The 19,778-nt window shown below is 25.8% G+C and carries 12 protein-coding genes; 7 read left to right on the forward strand and 5 right to left on the reverse strand.

Annotation, left to right across the window (positions count from 1 at the left end; all coding sequences use genetic code 11):
* Positions 1-259: 259 nt before the first annotated feature.
* Positions 260-1,582: a DUF6880 family protein gene (locus ACPKM0_RS12020; protein ID WP_472476268.1), complete on the reverse strand. Its 1,323-nt coding sequence runs from the start codon at positions 1,580-1,582 to the stop codon at positions 260-262.
* Positions 1,583-1,704: 122 nt separating this feature from the next.
* On the reverse strand, positions 1,705-2,493 hold the full coding sequence (locus ACPKM0_RS12025) for a 5'-methylthioadenosine/adenosylhomocysteine nucleosidase (RefSeq protein WP_472476270.1): 789 nt from the start codon (positions 2,491-2,493) through the stop codon (positions 1,705-1,707).
* Positions 2,494-3,120: 627 nt separating this feature from the next.
* On the opposite strand from ACPKM0_RS12025, the gene ACPKM0_RS12030 reads away from it, so the two are divergent.
* Positions 3,121-6,660 (forward strand): P-loop NTPase fold protein, encoded by a 3,540-nt coding sequence (locus ACPKM0_RS12030; protein WP_472476272.1) that lies wholly within the window; start codon positions 3,121-3,123, stop codon positions 6,658-6,660.
* A gap of 793 nt (positions 6,661-7,453) precedes the next feature.
* Complete coding sequence (locus tag ACPKM0_RS12035) at positions 7,454-7,639, forward strand: helix-turn-helix domain-containing protein (RefSeq protein WP_472476274.1); 186 nt, start codon at positions 7,454-7,456, stop codon at positions 7,637-7,639.
* A 109-nt stretch (positions 7,640-7,748) separates the two neighbouring features.
* On the opposite strand, the gene istB is transcribed toward ACPKM0_RS12035, so the two are convergent.
* The 3 genes from istB to ACPKM0_RS12050 form a co-directional block, all read right to left on the reverse strand.
* Entirely contained in the window at positions 7,749-8,504 is a 756-nt protein-coding gene (gene istB / locus ACPKM0_RS12040; protein ID WP_464624126.1) for an IS21-like element helper ATPase IstB, read from the reverse strand.
* 19 nt (positions 8,505-8,523) lie between these two features.
* Positions 8,524-10,062 (reverse strand): IS21 family transposase, encoded by a 1,539-nt coding sequence (gene istA, locus ACPKM0_RS12045; RefSeq protein WP_472476276.1) that lies wholly within the window; start codon positions 10,060-10,062, stop codon positions 8,524-8,526.
* A 725-nt stretch (positions 10,063-10,787) separates the two neighbouring features.
* Positions 10,788-12,578: a DUF6119 family protein gene (locus ACPKM0_RS12050; protein ID WP_472476278.1), complete on the reverse strand. Its 1,791-nt coding sequence runs from the start codon at positions 12,576-12,578 to the stop codon at positions 10,788-10,790.
* Positions 12,579-13,345: 767 nt separating this feature from the next.
* Here ACPKM0_RS12050 and ACPKM0_RS12055 point away from each other — a divergent pair.
* The 5 genes from ACPKM0_RS12055 to ACPKM0_RS12075 all read left to right on the forward strand — a co-directional run.
* Positions 13,346-14,467: a GntR family transcriptional regulator gene (locus ACPKM0_RS12055; protein ID WP_472476279.1), complete on the forward strand. Its 1,122-nt coding sequence runs from the start codon at positions 13,346-13,348 to the stop codon at positions 14,465-14,467.
* 400 nt (positions 14,468-14,867) lie between these two features.
* Complete coding sequence (locus ACPKM0_RS12060; RefSeq protein ID WP_472476281.1) at positions 14,868-16,238, forward strand: extracellular solute-binding protein; 1,371 nt, start codon at positions 14,868-14,870, stop codon at positions 16,236-16,238.
* Positions 16,239-16,418: 180 nt separating this feature from the next.
* Positions 16,419-17,309, forward strand: a complete 891-nt coding sequence (locus tag ACPKM0_RS12065) for a carbohydrate ABC transporter permease (protein WP_472476283.1) — start codon at positions 16,419-16,421, stop codon at positions 17,307-17,309.
* A 6-nt stretch (positions 17,310-17,315) separates the two neighbouring features.
* Positions 17,316-18,137 carry a carbohydrate ABC transporter permease gene (locus ACPKM0_RS12070; RefSeq protein WP_472476285.1) on the forward strand — a complete coding sequence of 274 codons (822 nt, stop codon included), beginning with the start codon at positions 17,316-17,318 and terminating at the stop codon, positions 18,135-18,137.
* A gap of 48 nt (positions 18,138-18,185) precedes the next feature.
* The coding region (locus ACPKM0_RS12075; RefSeq protein ID WP_472476287.1) for a glycoside hydrolase family 38 N-terminal domain-containing protein at positions 18,186-19,778 on the forward strand (1,593 nt) is incomplete at its 3' end.

The raw sequence follows: 19,778 nt of genomic DNA on the forward strand, positions 1-19,778 counted from the left end.
AGACCACACCAATCTTTGGGATATTATGCACCAAATGAAATCTATTATAATGCATTTACTGGTGCAGCGAAAAAAGAGGAAAAACTACTGAAATATTCGTGAAATATTTTAGAAAGTGTCTTGATTTGCATCTCACTATAATCAAGATAATTTATAATGTTATGAATATCTTTTCTTCTACTAATACTATCTAAATATATTAACAACTAAAGTTATTAGTTTTTATAAAATTATTTAAAATATAGAGCATTTAAATAATTTAGCTTATACCACATAAACTCCAAAAGGATTTCTTTCTATAATGCTTTTGCCTAATTTCTAGAAGGAATTCTTCATGATTCTTAAAATCTTTCCAGTTATCTATTTTTTTGCTTAAAAAGCTTAACTCAAGAAAATAAGAAGCACCATATTTATATGCTTTATAATTTGCATTATTTAAGATTTCTAAAAGTAGATCTCTATAGAGCAAAGTTGCAACCAAATACTTATTATTATCTTTAAAATCATCAATTATTTCTTGTAAATAATACTCTCTTAAATCATCTATTTTATCTATATTTTTAAAGAAATACTTTTCAGCTTCATCAACTCTATCTATATCTAAGAGAAACCTTATATTTTCTTTATAAGAATTGATATCCCCACCATTATAAAAAGACTCTATTTTTTTATTTATTAAATCATCTCTTGATTCATTAATTGTTAATTTCATTAATAAATCAAGGTTTTCTACTGTTGCACTTTTTTCAAATAGAGTTTTTGCAGTATTATATGCTTCATCTTTATTTCCTAACTTTTCATATATCTTATTCAACAATTCATTTTTTTCTTGTTCTTGGTGTAGATAACTCGGATTAAACAGTTTTGCTTTTTCTAAGGCTACATCATATTTTTCATCACTATAATAAACTTCTGCTATATCTAAATAAGAAATTCTTGAATTTCTTATATATGAAGAATATTTTTCAAATAGTTCTCCATCATGTATTTCTTTAGCAAGATCAACAATTAAAGAATAATCTTTATATTCCCTTTTCTCTATATTACTTAATAGTTTTGATATAAGAAGTCTAATTTGAGGAACACTTAATACATTATTAATATTTGAAGTAATTGAATAATAATAAGATATTCCTTCAATATCAAATAACTCAATAAGTTTTTCAATCACATAATCTTTATCTTCACATTCTTTAAAAGCTTTCATTATTAAAGATATTGCATCGTAATAATAGTACTCATAATCTAAATCTTGCCATGAATCTGTTTGATCTAATATATCAATTATTATTTCTTCAGAATTAAAAAAATGAAATAATAAGAGAACAGCATCTTTAGGAGTTTTAATAAATAATTCTATATCTTTAAAAAAGGATTCTAATGTAGAATTAATTGTATATTTAGTTTCACTATCAATTTCTTTAATTATTGATAACAATCTATCAAAATTATCAGTTTTCTCTAATAATGAATTATCAATATAATTTCTAAATTCTTCATCAACATTATAATAGTCTACTATGACTTTAAATAACTTGTCCCTAGTTAATTTTTCTAACCTTTTTTTTTTGCTTTCTTCCATACTTGCCTTTTATTATAAAATATAATGTGAGATTAAAATAAACAATATCAATTTAATTAATTTACATAAGATAAAAAGATGCCTCAAATATTGAGACATCTCTTTCTTTTTATAATTAACAATTACATTGATTTAACCATTTCTTGAACAATCTTACCTGAGTTATCAGCAACAACAACCCACCATTGTTCATATGTTTCATGAGCTATGCCATCAGCTTTATCACTCATACCTCTAATTACAACAAAAGGAACATTATATTGAGAAGCTACATAACCAACAGAAGCTCCTTCCATTTCTACACATAATGCACCAAGTTCAGTAGATAGATATTCAACCTTATTTGCACTTGCTACAAATTGGTCTCCTGTTGCAACTAAACCTTTTAATACATCTTGATCTTTACATACTTTAATAGCTGCATCATATGCTTTTTCAACTAAAGATGGATCTGCTTTAATTTTAACTTCAGATACAAAATCAGTACCTAGTTCAATCATCTCATCAGTTTGATATCCATAATCATGGAACATAACTTCAGTAGAAATTACAACATCAGCAATACTTAATTTTTCTGACACACTACCAGCAATTCCAGTAAAGATAATAGAAGAAACATTAAACTCATGAATAAGAATAGCTGTTCCTGCAGCTGATAAGCTTTTACCAACACCAGCTTTACAAATAACTACATCTTTTCCCTCTAGTGTTCCTATATTATATACAACACCACCAATTTCTTTTGTTGATGCTATATCAGCAATAGAAAGTAGATAATCTACTTCAGAATCCATAGCACTAATAATACCAATAGGACTTTTATCTACACTAACCTCTTCAATTTGACCTTCAGCAAATAAACTTCCTGCAAAAGCAAAACATACTAATAAAATAGCAATAATTTTTTTCATTTTCTTTCTCTCTCCATATTTTTTTTGATAGTATTAAAAATATTTAAAAAAAAGTATATACATAATTGAATTAATTCAATCAGATAAAATCAAATTACTAACCATCTATAAAAGCTTCTTAAATATAATATATCAGCTGTAAAGATAGAAGAAATTAATAACAGAATTAAAACTATAAGATGACATGGTTAAGGGTATTTAGCTGATGATTATTTCTTTTTAAAGCTCTTCGATGCAAGTAAGAAAACTTATGTGAGGAATCCTCCATCAAATAAAATCCCATAAAGTTTGTGATTAAGCCGAAAAATTCTAAAGGAACTTTACCAATTATTTATAACCCAGAATTGACACTATAAGAAATAGGGCTAAAATACTAAAAACAGTTGCAAACTATTTAGAAAGCAGTTTCTCCTAAAGTGTAAATAAAATTGTATGCAGACCATTTTTTAAAATATTATTTAATACTTATTAATCGTCAACTTTTCATTAATATTTATATTACAAATAACTTTTTAACTAATTTTTTACTTGAATTAAATATATATAAATAAAATATTTCATATCTAGCAATTAGGAATAAAACAATTTATACTAATAAAGATTTAACAATATTTTGGGGTGATTTAAATGGAAAATAAAATATTTAAAGTTTTAACTGATAATTCTTCGGATAGAGATTTATTTGAAAATAAAACTCATGAAAATGTAGCTATTAGTATAAAAAATATTATAGACACCCATAAAAATAATGCTCTAACAATAGGACTTGAAGGAAAATGGGGATCTGGTAAATCAACAGTAATCTCTATATTAAAAAATTTAGTTACAAAGCCAAAAGAAAAAGATAAATATATCTATCTTTATATTGATGCTTGGGCACATGAGGGAGATCCTCTTAGAAGAATTTTTCTTGAAATTATAATTAATCAAATTGATTTTGAGGGTAAAGATGAATTTCTACAAGATAAAAAAAACATACTTTCTTCAAAAAAGAAAACGGTGAATATAGAATCTAAAAAAGCCCCAACTTCTTTAGGATATACTTTATCGGCATTGACAACTTTAGTTCCGTTTGGTGCTGCTATTATTTCTACAATACCTATTGAAGAAGTTTCCTTTTTTAAATTTGATCAACCACTACATGTTAAATTTTTTATAGGTAGTTTATTTGCTTTAGCCCCACTTGCATTTAGTTTTTTCAGATTAATAGTGCTATTTCTTATAAAACAATTTTTGAAATTATTCAATAATTTATTAAGTAGCAATAATGTAAAAAATAAATATTTCAGAAAGTTTTTAGGAGTTATCAAAAATCTAAAAAATTTTTCTGATTCAAAAGATTGGAAATTCATAGGAGAAGACACTACAGACACTACAACCCAAAAAATATCTGAAGATTATGAAAGATCCTCAATTGAATTTCAAGAATATTTTTATGATATTCTAAATTATATTTTATCACTAAATGATAAACAAGTTATATTAGTCATTGATAATTTAGATCGTATAAATTCACAGGATTCGTTAAAAATATGGTCTACTATGCAAACATTTTTACAAAATAAAAATCCAAATACTAGGAAAAAAGACATAACTAAACGTTTATGGATAATTATTCCTTATGATGAAAATGGATTAGCAAAATTATGGGAAAACGATATTTATAAATCAAGTAATAATTTAAAACCACAAAAACCTTCAGAAAAAACTGCAGTTAATACTAACACAGATGCTGATCAATACACTGCAAAAATCGAAAACTCTTTAAATAGTAATCATATACTAAAACAATCTTTTTTTGATAAATGTTTTCAATTGCGATTTGAAATCCCTTTCCAAGTACAAACAAGTTGGGTTCAATTTACAAAAAATATGATAAAAGAATCATTACCAAATTTAAACGAAAAAGATAAAGCCATAGTTTTAAAAATATTTATAAATTCAAGAGAATCTATTGCAGACATCCCAAGTCCTAGAGAAATAAAAACTTATATTAATCAAGTTGGAGTACAAAAAATATTATCATCTAAAAATAATATATCAATTGAATGTATCGCCTATTATGCTTATATAAAATTTCTTAAATTAAAAACACAAGAAGAAATAAAACAAGGTTTATTAAAAAATACTATACCAGATTCTGAACATATAACAATGCTCCCTAAAGATTGCAAATATCAATTATCAGGTATTTTATTTGGAGTAAATGCAGTATATGGAAAACAACTACTCTTAAGAGAACCTATTATGAATGCATTAAATAATGGAAATAAGGAAGAACTAAAAGAACTATATTTATCACATAATGAAGGATTTATGAGTATTTTCAAAACTATAATTGATAAAGATTTGAACAAATTAAAATTACTTCAATCTATATATGCAATAATAAATAGTATATGGGAACTAAATGAATCTAGATTTTATCTTACAAATTTTAAAAAAATAATAAAAAATTCAACTATTGAATATCCTTCATTGGAAACTAATAAATATTATAATGCATTATTCATCATGATAAATAATGATAATAGTTTATTAAACAAAATTTGGATTGAAATGTTTAATAATTTAAATTCTATGTTTGATAACAATGAATTTAATGCAAAAGAGAACGTTGAAATATATCAATCAATATGTGAAAAATATCCTAAAAGTCACCAAATTCCAATAAAAATAACTTCTTCAAATTTAAATAATTGGAAAGATTGGACATTTAATTTCTCTGAAAAATATACTTTATTACAGCCACCGACTTCAATTATTATTCCATTAAGCAATCTCATTACACAAGGAAAAGCTATTGAAGATAAAATAATATCTTTAATTGATTATATTTCAATTGCTGGAGAATATGATATAAAACCAATTATAGAAAAAATAAAGAATCATATATTTTGGAATAGAGGAATTCAAAGTAATAATGGCATTACAATAAAATTACTTGATACACTATTTTATATAGCAATAAACAATATGAAATATCAAAATGAAATGGTTAGTATTCTCCGTGATTTTCGTTTATATAATCTTATATATCCAAATAGCATTTATCATGTCAAATACGCTGTATTATTATCAATATATATACCTCAAGAAACCCATAATCTCAACCCTACTGGAACAATTACGTCTTCAACTCGTAATGGAATTAATAAAGTCCTTTCTATATGGAAAAATGTAGCAAAAACTTATACCTCACAACTAATGGATTTATTATCTAAATATAATATAGAACATATTATATGGGAATTATCTTATGAAGATAATAAACAAATAATTACAATAATAAAAAAAGCTATTGATGATAACAATATAAATTATTTTATAATAAAAAAACTCCCAATATATAATAAGTATAAAAAAGTAATAAATGACTTGAATCAAAAAGATGATAAAATTAAGTTCACTCAATTAGTTGTTAATAATAATTCAATTATTGATGAAATCAATGATATTAACTCAGATAAATTCTTTCTTGAATTACCATTTCTTTATTATATATATACAAATCTAAATAATAAAAAATCTTTAAATGATTATTTTAAAACAAATATTATAAAATTAAATGAAGACCAATGGATTCAAATTTTTATCAATGAGGATAATTTAGAAAGAATTGTAGAAATATTTAAATCAAATATAATAAATGAAAACGATTTAGAAATTGAATATTATAAAGCTATATCAGAATACATTAATGAATGGGGTGATAATAAAATAACACCAAATACAACTGTATTAAATAATTGGGAATATTTATTTTCTATATTAAAAAAAGAAAATTTAAACGTTTTAATAAAAAATATTAATGATATGACATGGAGGGATTTCACAAATATACCACAATCCTTTATTGAAGCTAATATTAATTTTATTACTTTTAATGAAGAAAACGCTTTTACTTTATATAAATATTTAGAAAATATCATTAAAAAAACAGAACCTATTTCAAATGAAATAGACAAATTATTTATAATAGTAGATAGGATAGAGAATTTCCCTTCAAATAAAGATTACATTGAGACATTAAAACCTTTAATAATTGAATTTATAAACCAACATTCTGAAGAGAGTAACTTAGAAAAGCTTAAATTGATTTTGAAGAAAGTAGAAATTGATATCCCTATTAATATAGAAAAGAAGGTTTCTGAGAGTTTTCAGTGAGATAGTTAGACAGCTTGATTTTTACTATCACGCTGGAATTGTAAAATAGATTATGTAAACGGTAAAATATAAATCAATTCGAAAAAAGGATATCTTTTTAATATGATTCATGCGGACAAACTATATTTTAGGTCTTCAGAATATAATAAAAATTATGTATATTTTTACTCTTTTGCCTATGGTTTCTCAAGTGAAATTGAAAAAAATAATGCTAAAATATGTATTTGATCTATTTGACACTACTAACTAAATAATATATTTAATTAACTATATTTAACTGATTATTTACCAAATAAGTCACCACTTATAAGTTGTTTATTCACCAGTCTTTTTTGTAATAATTAAAATTCAAATAAATAATAAGTCACCATCAACGAGTACTTAAGGCACTGCAATGCTAAAGATAAACTGTTTTGAGGTATTTCCAGTAATCATTTTATACGAAATACGGTTTTAATTGTATAATATCAGCTATAGGTTTATTTATATTTGATACTATAGTTAATATAGTTTGAGAATCTGAAAATATAAATAGAAACGATAAATAATATTCAATTCTAATTCTTTCCAATTATTATTTTCAAGCGGTGACTTAAATCCTAAATAATCAATTTAACTAATAAATCAAATAATATCTTTAAAAGGTGTTGTTTGATTTTTATATTTACTATTTTGACCCGAAATTAATTTCTGTTCAAATCGCTTTTTTTATTGCATATATTTTTTTCTATGATACAGTAAGTTAAAAGATGAAATTAATTATAATACTTGAAATTAATTTCAGGGGTTAATAATGAAAAGTTTAGATAATGTAAAATACTTATTAGAAATATGCGAAATGTTTTATATAGAAGGAAAGAGCCAAAAGGAAATTTCTGCTATTTTAAATATTTCCCGTCCTCAAGTGTCTAGATTTATTGTAAAAGCTAAACAAGAGAACTTACTAACTATAAAACTAAATTATCCAAATATTGCATAATCCACTACACTTGGACAACGTTATGTTCATTCGGACAAATTAAATTTCTATCTTTAATCTTAACAAATTGTTAACATTCCGTCTTTCCTTTTTCAATCATATTTTACTTTTATTTATAATTTTTTAGTTGTTTTTCTCCTAATTGTTCTCTCATTGATGAGCCTTTCAAATTTATCCTGATAGAATTAAAAGCTACTCTATCTAATGAAGCATCTGCAACTGTTGGATCAGGGAATAAAGTTTGCCAGTTTTTTACTGGTATTTGAGCAACAAAAAGTATTGATTTATGATATGTATATCTATCATCTATTACTTCTAATAAATCATGCGCTGCTGTTTGTGTTAAAGGTTCTAGACCAAAATCATCTAACACTAGTAAATCACTTTTCTTTAATTCTAATAATATTCGTTCATATTTGGCATTGGCATAAGCCAAATTTAATTCTTTTATTAATCTTGTTGTTCTATAATATTTTACTTTAAAACCTTGAACACATGCTTCATGGGATAAAGCAGAAGCCACAAAGCTTTTACCCGTTCCTGTGGCACCTGTTACTATCATATTTAAATGGTTAGAAATCCATGAACACGAAGCATATTGTACTAATTTGTTTTTTAAACCTTCTCTATGTTCTGATTCAATAAAATCACTTAATACTGCTGAAGTATCTCTTATTCCAGAGTTTTTAATTAATCTTTGTAATCTATTGTTTTGTTTTCTTTCCCATTGCTTATCTACAATCATTGTCATTCTTTCATCAAAAGATAACTCTAAGGTTGAGCCAAAAGTTTCTTGTCTTTCAATTTCTTCTTTCATAGCAGAAAGTCTCATTTCTTTTAATCTTGTTAATGTTTGTTGATTCATTTGTTTTATTTCTCCTTTTTTATTTGTATTCACCCCGAAGATTTTCATGGATTATTGGCTCATTATTTCTTACAGTGATATTATCATTAGGTATTAAATAACATTTGGTTTTAATGATATTTGATATTTCTTTAGCTAATAATGTATTTGTAACTATTGCTCTTTTACATGCAGCTTCAACAATATCTACATTATGTCTTTCAATTAAATTGATTATTGAAAAGCACATTTTATATCCTTGTTGAGATTTATCATATTTGTTTAACCAATATTCAATTACTTCTAATGTACTAGGACCAATTTGAAGAGCTTTATCTCTATAATCTTTAGATTCCATTCTACTTTGAAGTTTGAATTTTAAATCTTTTTTAGGCATATGGGTATCACAAGAAATTCTAGTAATTCCTTTTGGAGCCTTTTGATGAGTTGCTACTCTTTTATGATTAATATATATTTCAATTAGATTATGACGAGCATGTAGCTCGTATGGTTTAGATGCATATTGGTAAGGAATTGTATATTCACAACCTTTATATGTTGCTGCATATGTGTTGCTGATAGTTCCAGTTTTTAAATCATAAATTTCATAATCATTTGCTGGCAAAGGAAGTAAGTGGGGTTTGTCATATTTAAGAAATATTTCTTCTCTGCTTACTTTTATTTTTTTATCAGAATCTACTTTTCTTGCTAATTCTTTTGTTTCTTTAAAAATGAAATTATTTAATTCATTGAAACTGTTAAACACACCTTTGTCTTTGATTTTTTCAAGAATCCAAGTTTCAGCTTCTCCAACAAATTGTTCAACAGAACCTTTATCCTTTGGAGCTCTTACTCTAGTAGGAATAATTGCAACATCATAAAATCTAGCCATTTCTTGATACAAAGGGTTCAATTGAATGTCATAACACTTTCTACTTATTACTGCCGTTTTCGTATTGTCAGGAACCCAGCACTCACTAATTCCACCATACCATTTTAAAGCTTTAACATGAGCTTCGTTCCAGTAAGATTGACTCATATGTTCACAGGCTATACAAAATGGATAAGAACTTAATCCAAGTGTTGTTACAAAAAAATAAGCAGTTTTAAGTTTTCCAGTTTTAGAATCTCTTACACAATCAATTGTAGGTCCAACCCAATCTATGTAAAGGTTTTGTCCTGGTTTTCTCTCTATCGGTGAATAAACATAAGCTTTAGAATCTTTCTTCCATTTACGATATTTTTCATAAAAGTAAGATCTACTTGAATTGGTTTCATTATTAGAAACACATTTAGCATACATGAATTTAATATTTTTCCTACTACCTCTAGCATTGATTTCTTCATCAATATCTTTCCAATTAGGAAGAATTATTTCTGAAGAATCTAATTCCTTAGGAAAAAATAGTTGTTGTAATTCATTATCATTGTATTTTGCAATTGAATCATAATTTAATTCATGAATTCTACAAATTCTTAAAATATTAGCAACAGAACTTTTACTACATCCGACATTTCTTGCTATTGCACGAGTTGATAGATTAAATTCAAATTTTAAACGAATAATTTCTTTAATCATACTAATTTGAGTACTCCTATATTGGGCTCTCCTTTAAATGTTTTTATTTATAGTTAATCCTTAATTTGAGAAATTTAAATACTGTCCAAATGTAGCATAATGCTGTCCACATCAGAGTGGAATACTGTCCAAGTTAGAGCATAGAATGCATTAACATAATGAAATTTAAAATAAACTTAGATTTGTATTGTAGAAACTAATAATTGAGGTTATTTCTTTGTATTAAGTCCTAAAACAATACTTGTAGATATGTTTATAAATTCAATAGAAGGTGTAGTGTAGCCTATTCACTAAAGCAAGGTACAAAAAAATAAGGAGTTAAACCTAAGGTTATAGCCTCAATAGGTGATGGATCATTAACAGAAATGAATGATTTAATATTTGCTAATATATTCGAATTACCAATCAGCGTTTATAGTGATAGTGTATATTTACCAAGTATAATATCGACAAGTTCATAATTAATTGAAGAGGGTCATATAAATTCATATGAAACATTTATCACTGAAATGTATTTTATAAAAGATATAAAAGATATAAAAGATATAAAAATATATTTACTACAAACTGAAAAGTTTAATAACTATCAATCTAAATTAGACAAGTTTAAGAAACTATATCACGCTTTAATAGAAATAATTCAATAAATAAAAACAACTAAAGATAATTAAAAGAAGTTTATGATTTTCTTCAACACCACCCTCTTTTTTTCATATATTTAAAAATCATTCTTCAGTATTAATAAAATTAATTTTTAATTCTATACTATTATTTAAACATGTGTTAATTAAAGATAATAAACAATACTTAGCAATATTTGATTTTGAATTGATTAAATTTCGATTATTAGTTTTTATCGCTATTATATATACAATATCACTTAATATTAATTTTTCTCGAAAATCTTTAAATGTTGGAAAATAGGTTTCTATTTTATTCACATATTCTAAACTACTACTTCTTGCTTTTTCATATAGAGCTTTAATAAAATCATCATTATTTTTAATATCATTTAACAAATTTATAGATAAAATAACTTGTCTTTCTAAAGCACGCATTGAACAATTAAACCCATCTTTAACATGCACAATAAAAAATTGTTCTTTTTTAGCATCGTATTTGATTAAATCTGCAAACTCAATATTATTTATTAAAATTTTATGTAAATGTATAAAATCGCTAGTTGGTCCTTCTGCTACTTTTTTATTAAAATCATCTTCTTCAAATTCTTTTTCCCAAACTGTTTCTATTTCGTTTATATATCGTGATTTTAATATTTTATTTTCTAAACTTTGAGTTAACCTTTTGATATATGAAGCTTCTAACTTATAATATTTACCATACAAAATATAATAATTATCTTCTCCAACAATTATTTCTCCAGAAATATGATTCAAAAATGAATCCGTTGTAACATAACCATTTTTGTCTTCTATTGATGAATTAAATTTTGCTTCATTAACAAATAAATAAAAATTATCTTCAGAATCTTCTTGTTGGTTAAATTCTAAATAGTTTAAATAAGCTTTTTTAATTAATTCTTTATCAATTCTATCTCCGTCAATTAAAATAGCACTATTAAATTCAATAGAATAATAATCAGCATGGATATAAGCTTCAACATCTCTATTAAATATATCAAAAATTAATAAATTTTCATTACAAATATTGGAATATAATTCCTTAATAAGTTGATTGTTATTTTTAGTAATCAATGATTCATGAGTTTTTTTTATTAAAGGCTTTATCATATTAAATCTATCAGTTTCTGATTTAATGTTAGGAATATCATATTTCTTTATTATTTTTATTAAAGTATAAAAATCAGCAACTGAACCAAATTGGATATAATCTCGTGCTAAAATTGTAATACTAGTTTTTTCTTTATCACCATTAATATCATAAATATTTTTTATTTCTTCTTTATCATATAATCGCCCAACTATCTCATTATATATTGAATCTAATTCATTAATATTAAAAAATTCTACTTCATGTGAATATACAAAAGATTTCCTATGAATATTACTATCAATAGAATTACTACTTATTGCAGCAACTTTTAATGAACTAGGGTTTAACTTACTAGCAATTTGCATACCAAAATTCGTAACAATATAAGGTGTAATAAATCTAAACCCTTGCCCTGTAGTTACAGCAAAAATATTATCGTTTTCCCATATAAACATTATCGAAGAAAATGTTATAGTATTAAAATTACAAACCTTTGCTCCTTCATCAATAAATATTTTACAAAATGATTTTAATTGATTATTTCTGTTTTCATTTTCACCAAATAAAAATTCTACATTATAACCATTGGTATTTACATGTTCCTTTAAAGCTTGTGTTTTATAATTATATTCAGTTTTTTTTGCTTTTTTCTTTAATAAATCAATTAATTCTTTTGAAGGGACATCCTTACTTAAATTTTTTATATTAAAAAAAGTTTCCTTTATTTTATCGTTATCAAGTAAATAAATTTTATGTTTTTTTGTTCCGTTATATATACTCATAAATTCAACCTTTTAAGATTAGTTAGTTTCTTTATATTAATTAATATACCATGCAATTTCAACTATAGCAACAACACATAATTTTCCATAATTACAAAGCACTTTTAAAGAAAAATCCTTTTCATTTTAATAATTGAGAATTCATACTGAATTAGATTATCCCCTTTTAATACTAATAAATTAAAAAATAATTTATCATATTACTAGATGATTCATATTTACAATCTGAATTAACAAATCAATTTAATTTGGTAAATGTAAGAGATAATTTATAATTAATAAAAATGAAGCGAGGAGGCACTCGCCGCACCAAAAAAAAACGCACTAACTCCAATATATTTTCGATTTATATTAATGGTATCTTAAACGTAAACACTTCCTCTAAAATAAAAAGGTGCTATCTCTAAAATTAAATTTAAGCGTTAAATCTTGGACGCTTACTTTTATTTAAAGTTAATCCTTAATTTGAGAAATTTAAATACTGTCCAAATAGAATAATGATGCCTAGATTAGAGTGGAATACTGTCCAAGTTAGGCATAAAAATGCACAAAAAACTTCATAATTTTCATTTGTAGTACAAATTTATATTATTAGTTTTCAAACTCATAAAGCACTTTACAATATATAAATTAGTATAAGACTTGTTAAAAGACTAAACCTGATGTAGTATAATATTTACAATTTTTTCAACAATGTGTTACTATTTTTATAATTATTGTAAAATTACTACAACATAAAAATACAAAACAGATAAAGGAATCTCACTTTGGCTATACTATATAAAATGATTTATGATGAACTCTTTAATCAAATTACACAAGGATTTTATAAAGTTGGTGATAAATTACCTTCTGAAAAAGAACTATCAGATATGTATAGTGTGAGTAGAATAACATCTAAAAAAGCATTAGAAGAATTAGAAAGAAATCAATATGTTAAAAGAATTAGAGGTAAAGGCACATTTTTAATAAAAGAAGTCAAACCTTCAAAATATGCTTCTGAAAATTTCACAAACAACCAAAAAGAAATCATAGCTATTATTTTCCCTTCTGTTCACGATTTTGGACATTTTTCACTAACTGTTGAAGCAATGACAAAAGTTATAATTGATAATGGTTATAAACCAAATCTATATTATAGGTTCTCAAATATTGAAGAAATAGAGCAACTATTAGTACAACTAAAAAAAGATAAAGTTAAAGGTGTTATATATTTCCCCTACTCACTTTTACACAGTTATGAAATTTTAAATAGTTATAAATATGAAAATGTACCTTTAGTAACAATAGATAAATATTTTCAATGCTTAGATATCAAAACTGTTTGTAGTGATAATTTCAAAGGTGGTATGCTAGCTACTGATTATCTAATTGAATTAGGCCATAAAAAAATAGGTTTTGTATCAGACGTTTCTATAGAAGCAATTTCATCAGTTAGAGATAGATATTTCGGATATTGCAAATCTCTTGAAAAAGCTAATTTACAATACAATTCTGATTATATATCTATTGATAAAATAGATTTAGAATTTAATAGAAACTTTGATGAAGAAAAATATATAAAAATGGTACAAAACTTTTATGATTCAGGAGTCACTGCTATTATAGCAATTAATGATATTGTAGCATCATATATTTTCCAAGTTGCTAAATTATTAAATATTAATATTCCTAATGATTTATCAATAGTTGGATTCGATGGGATTCTCTTTTCAGAATATCAAGAAATCCCATTAACTTCAGTTCTTCAAGATTTCACTAAAATAGGTAAAGAAGCAGCACATATCATCATCGATGAAATTAATAATAATAAACGCAATTCTATGAAAACATTACCTATGTCTTTAGTAAAAAGAGCTTCTTGTGCTCCTCCTAGAAAAACAGAGTAAAAAATAATCTTCTAAATAAAAACACATTTAAGAAAAACAAAACTCTAGTTGATATAAAAGTTAAGAATATGCATACTTTATATATCATTTAAATGATATGTTTTTTAATAATTCATATAATAGATATGTTATCATTTATTCAAAAACAACTAAATTTATATCTTTATATAATAAAAATAAAGTTCTTCATCATCAAATAATCTTCAATTATATGTTTATTTTACTATTATTTTTAATATTTTAGCAATTTAGAGCTAATATTCAATAAAACAAGCAACAAAAAATAAAAAAAATAAACATTGACAAATGATATACCATAACATAATATAAAAGATATAAAAAATATTTTTATATATCAACTTCTATAATTGATTGATATATTTTTTTTAAGGAGGCGGTTTTGAAAAAAACTTTATTTATTATTACTTTTTTGGTATCTTCTTTGGGTATGCTATTTGCTGGTGGAGCTAGCGAATCTTCAGCTGAAGATAATGGAAAACCTACTATTACTTACACTTTTAGAGATGATGGAAGAGGATCTGAACAAATTCAATGGAAATGGATTGAAGAAGCTTATAATACTTGGGATAAAAAAGATCAAGTTAACTTAGATATGGCTCCAATTACTGCATCAGAAGGTGACTATTTTACAAAAATAGCTCTACAACTATCTGATCCTTCTACTTGTCCTGACTTAGTATGTGAAGATACATTCCAATTACCTAATGATGTAAGTGCTGGATATTTATCAAATTTAGACAAATATGTAAATACATATACTGATTGGAATGATGGAAGCTATTACGAATCAATGAAAAAAGCTGTAACAGGTGCTGATGGTTCTATTTATGGTATTCCATATTGTACAGATACTAGAGGTTTATGGTATAACCGTGAAATCTTAACTCAAGCTGGTGTTATTAAAAGTGGTGCTGATTGGGAACCTCAAAATTGGGATGACATCCTAGCTGCTTGTGAAAAGATTAAAAACAATACAACAGGTGTTGTTCCATTCTGGTGTAACTCAGCTGTTGCAACAGGGGAAGCTACATCAATGCAAACTTATGAAATGCTTCTTTACGGAACAGGTGATAGATTATTAGACAGTAATGGCAAATGGATTATTGATAGCGAAGGAATTAGAGATTCTTTACAATTTATTCAAGATATCTATGAAAAAGGATATGGTCCTTCTCTTGATTTAGTATTAAATGGTCAAGCATCAAATACTTCAGCACGTGAATATCTACCTAACGATAAACTAGCTATCTCATTAGATGGTATTTGGGTAACAGGTAACTGGAAAGAAACAGGAGCTTCTCCTGTAGCAGATTATGCAACTAAATTTGGTTATGCTGCTATGCCTACAAACAATGGTCAAGCTCCAAAAACAATTACATTAGCTGGTGGTTGGGCATTCTCAATACCTGAAAATTCAGATGCAAAAGAATTAACATTTGATTTTATTACACATTTAATGGATCCTGAAGCTGCTTATCTTAATTCAATTATTGAACAAGGAAATATTAGTACAAGAGCTGACATTGCATCAATTGATGAATATGCTGCACAACCATTCTTTAAAACAGCAACAGAATTCTTACAATCAGCAGACTTCCGTCCACAAAATGATAAGTATTCTGCAGTTTCAACTTCAATTCAAGCTATGGTTGAATCAGTTGTTACAGGTACTAGCATAGACAATGCTATTTCACAATATGGAAAAGATGTTATAAGAACTGTTGGAAAAGAAAATGTTGTTGAACTATAATTTATGATATAAATAAAAATGAATATCAAAATTGAGTGAATAAACATTAATTATTCTTAGTTGAAAATTAATTATAGCCTCATTGATAAAAGCTTTTGAATTATCAAAACACTTTAAATTAATGAGGCTATTTTAATATTAAACAGTATTTATTCTAAATATAATTAGGAGATACCAAAAATGTCAAAATCATCTTATAACATGAACAAGTTTAAATATGATCTAAAAAAGTCAGTATTATTACTTCCTGCTTTTATCTTAATGATCTGTTTTTTTATAATACCTATTATTATGACAATATACTATTCTTTTACAAATTTAGCTCTAACAGGGGCTAATGCTAAAAATTATCAGTTTATTGGATTATTGAATTATAAAACAATGTTTACAGATCCAAGAATGTGGGCAAGTGTATTACATACTTTAGTATTTTTGATTGGTAGTTTATTAGGTCAAACTTTACTAGGCTTTTTTATAGCATATTTTATGCAAAAGAAAAATCAAACTTTTAGATCAATAGTTGGACCATGTATTCTAGCTGGCTGGGTAATGCCTGAGATAGTTGTAGCACTTTGCTGTTTTGCTTTCTTTGATACATCAGGTACTATAAACACAATACTATTAGCACTGAATATACCAGGAGTTAAATGGTTATATGCACATCCTATGCTAACAATAGTTCTAGCTAACATATGGCATGGTACTGCATTCTCTATGCTTAATTATCAATCTGCTTTAGGTAATGTTCCTGATTCAATTACAGAAGCTGCTAGAGTTGATGGAGCTACAAGAATACAAACACTAACCAAAATAACAATACCTTATATAAAAGAAACAATAATGACAAATACAATGTTAAACACATTATCTACATTAGGAGTATTTGGACTAATATGGGCTATGACAGGCGGAGGTCCTGGTAACTCTACAACAACACTACCTATATATATGTACTTCCAAGGATTAAAGAATTTCCAATTAGGACAAGGTACAGCAATAGGAATGGTATTATTATTTGTTGGTGCTGTCTTTAGCGTTATATATACAAAACTATTAGGTAATGAGGAGTAAGACAAAATGGTAAACAAAAAACGAAATCAAGTACAATATATTCTTCTCACAATAATAGCAATTTGTTTTATTCTTCCCCTACTTTGGTTAGTACTTGCATCATTAGATACAAATGCAAGCCAAGCATTGGATATGCCAACAAAATGGACAATATCTAATTTTATAAATGTCTTATCAAGTAATAAAAACTTGCAAGGCTTTGCAGTTGGATTAATAATATCATTAATTCAATCTACAATAGTTGTATTAGTTGCAGGCTTAGCAGCATATCCATTATCAAGATATAATTTAACATATAAAAATGTATTTATGTACTCAATATTATTTATGACAGCTTTACCTATGATAGCTGTAATAGTACCTGTATATAAGATGTTTTTAACACTTCATATATTAGACAGCTTAATAAGTGTTATTTTATATCTATCAGCTACTTCATTACCATATGGAATATGGTTAATGAAAAACTTTATGGATAGTGTACCAATAGAATTAGAAGAAGCTGCTAAAATAGAAGGTGCTAGCACAATGCAAACACTTAAAAAAGTAATAGCTCCACTAATGTTTCCTGGAATATGTGTTACCTTTATATTCACATTCTCAGGTAGCTGGGGAAACTTCTTTGTACCTTATATCTTACTAAGTTCACAAGACAAATTACCAGCTTCAGTATTGTTGTATCAATACTTTGGACAACATGGAACAATAGCTTATGGCCCACTAGCAGCATTCTCAATTATATATGCAATACCTTCAATTCTTTTATATATACTTTCACAAAACTATATGTCAAAAGGCTTCAGTCTTGCAGGTGCTTCTAAAGGTTAATAATAAAACAATTCAATAAATTAAAAAAACAAATTACAAGGATCTTAAATGTTACAAATATCAGAAAGAATAGGAAAACTAATTGAATACATTAATGAACAAATATATTCAGATACAAAGACAGTAAATGATTACAAGATGATAAAAACAAGTGAGAAGTTTACTGATATAGAAAACTTAGATACATCAAAATGGAAACATTTTGATAATACTCAACTTTGGGGTGGAAACTTCGAATATTATTGGTTTGAAACAAATATTACAATAGATGACACCTTTGATGGTAAATGTGTTGTATTTGAATTAAAAACAGGACGTGAAGCATTTTGGGATGCAACTAACCCACAATTTACAATATATGTAAATGGTAAACTAGTACAAGGTCTTGATGTAAATCATAGATCCATTATATTAAGTGAAAATGCTAAAAGTGGAGATAAATATAGAATAATACTCTCAGCCTTTACAGGCACACAAAACTTCTCCCTTCTTTTAGATGGAACAATAAAGGTATTACATAAAGATATAGAAAAATATTATTATGATATTTCAGTTCCTTATAATGTTGCAAAGTTATTAGATAACAATGATACAAATAAGATATTGATACTAAAAGCTCTAAACAATTCACTAAATCTATTAGACTTTAGAAAAGAACAATCTTCACTATTTTATAATAGTTTAAAACTAGCACAAGAAAATATTACAACTAACTTTTATAATAAATATTGTGGAGAGCAAGATGTAAAAGTATATTGTGTTGGACACACACACATAGATTGTGCCTGGCTTTGGACATTAAAGGTCACTGAAGATAAAAGCTTAAGAAGCTTTTCTACAGTATTGAATTTAATGAATCAATACCCTGATTATACCTTTATGTCTAGTCAGCCTCAATTATATAAATATGTAAAGAAGAATAACCCTAAAGTATTTAAAGAAATACAAAGAAGAGTAAAAGAAGGAAGATGGGAAATCGATGGAGGAATGTTTGTTGAAGCTGATTGTAATTTAGCATCAGGTGAATCATTAATTAGACAATTTATACATGGAAATAAATTCTTTAAAGATGAGTTTAATAAACAAAGTGAAATCTTATGGCTTCCTGATGTCTTTGGCTATTCAGCAGCACTCCCTCAAATTATAAAAAAATGTGGTCTATCTTATTTTATGACAACAAAAATAAGTTGGAATGAATTTAACAAAATGCCTTATGATACATTTGAATGGGAAGGTATAGATGGAACAAAAGTATTAACACATTTTATTTCAACAAAAGATTACAAAAAAGGTGCAGTTGAAGGAAGTGAACACACAGAACATTTCACAACATATAATGGTTATATTAACCCAAGTCAAATAAAAGGTGGATGGGAAAGATATAGTCAAAAAGATTTAAACAATGAAATACTATGTTGCTATGGATTTGGTGATGGTGGTGGTGGCCCAACTAAAGACATGATTGAAAATCAACAAAGACTTGAGAAAGGAATTCCTGGCTGCCCTCAAACAATAAATAGTAATGCAAAAGAGTTCTATCATATACTAGAAGAACAAGTAAAAGATAATAAATACTTACCAAAGTGGGTTGGAGAATTATATCTTGAATACCATAGAGGTACTTATACAAGTATGGCTAGA

The sequence above is a fragment of the Pleomorphochaeta sp. genome (assembly GCF_050031695.1).
Lineage (GTDB): Bacteria > Spirochaetota > Spirochaetia > Sphaerochaetales > Sphaerochaetaceae > Pleomorphochaeta.

Excerpts from the sequence above, each read along its gene's own strand:
- ACPKM0_RS12030 (WP_472476272.1), top strand. The coding sequence starts at position 3,121 with ATGGAAAATAAAATATTTAAAGTTTTAACTGATAATTCTTCGGATAGA.
- istB (WP_464624126.1), bottom strand. The coding sequence starts at position 8,504 with ATGAATCAACAAACATTAACAAGATTAAAAGAAATGAGACTTTCTGCT.
- ACPKM0_RS12070 (WP_472476285.1), top strand. The coding sequence starts at position 17,316 with ATGGTAAACAAAAAACGAAATCAAGTACAATATATTCTTCTCACAATA.
- istA (WP_472476276.1), bottom strand. The coding sequence starts at position 10,062 with ATGATTAAAGAAATTATTCGTTTAAAATTTGAATTTAATCTATCAACT.
- ACPKM0_RS12020 (WP_472476268.1), bottom strand. The coding sequence starts at position 1,582 with ATGGAAGAAAGCAAAAAAAAAAGGTTAGAAAAATTAACTAGGGACAAG.
- ACPKM0_RS12050 (WP_472476278.1), bottom strand. The coding sequence starts at position 12,578 with ATGAGTATATATAACGGAACAAAAAAACATAAAATTTATTTACTTGAT.
- ACPKM0_RS12025 (WP_472476270.1), bottom strand. The coding sequence starts at position 2,493 with ATGAAAAAAATTATTGCTATTTTATTAGTATGTTTTGCTTTTGCAGGA.
- ACPKM0_RS12035 (WP_472476274.1), top strand. The coding sequence starts at position 7,454 with ATGAAAAGTTTAGATAATGTAAAATACTTATTAGAAATATGCGAAATG.
- ACPKM0_RS12065 (WP_472476283.1), top strand. The coding sequence starts at position 16,419 with ATGTCAAAATCATCTTATAACATGAACAAGTTTAAATATGATCTAAAA.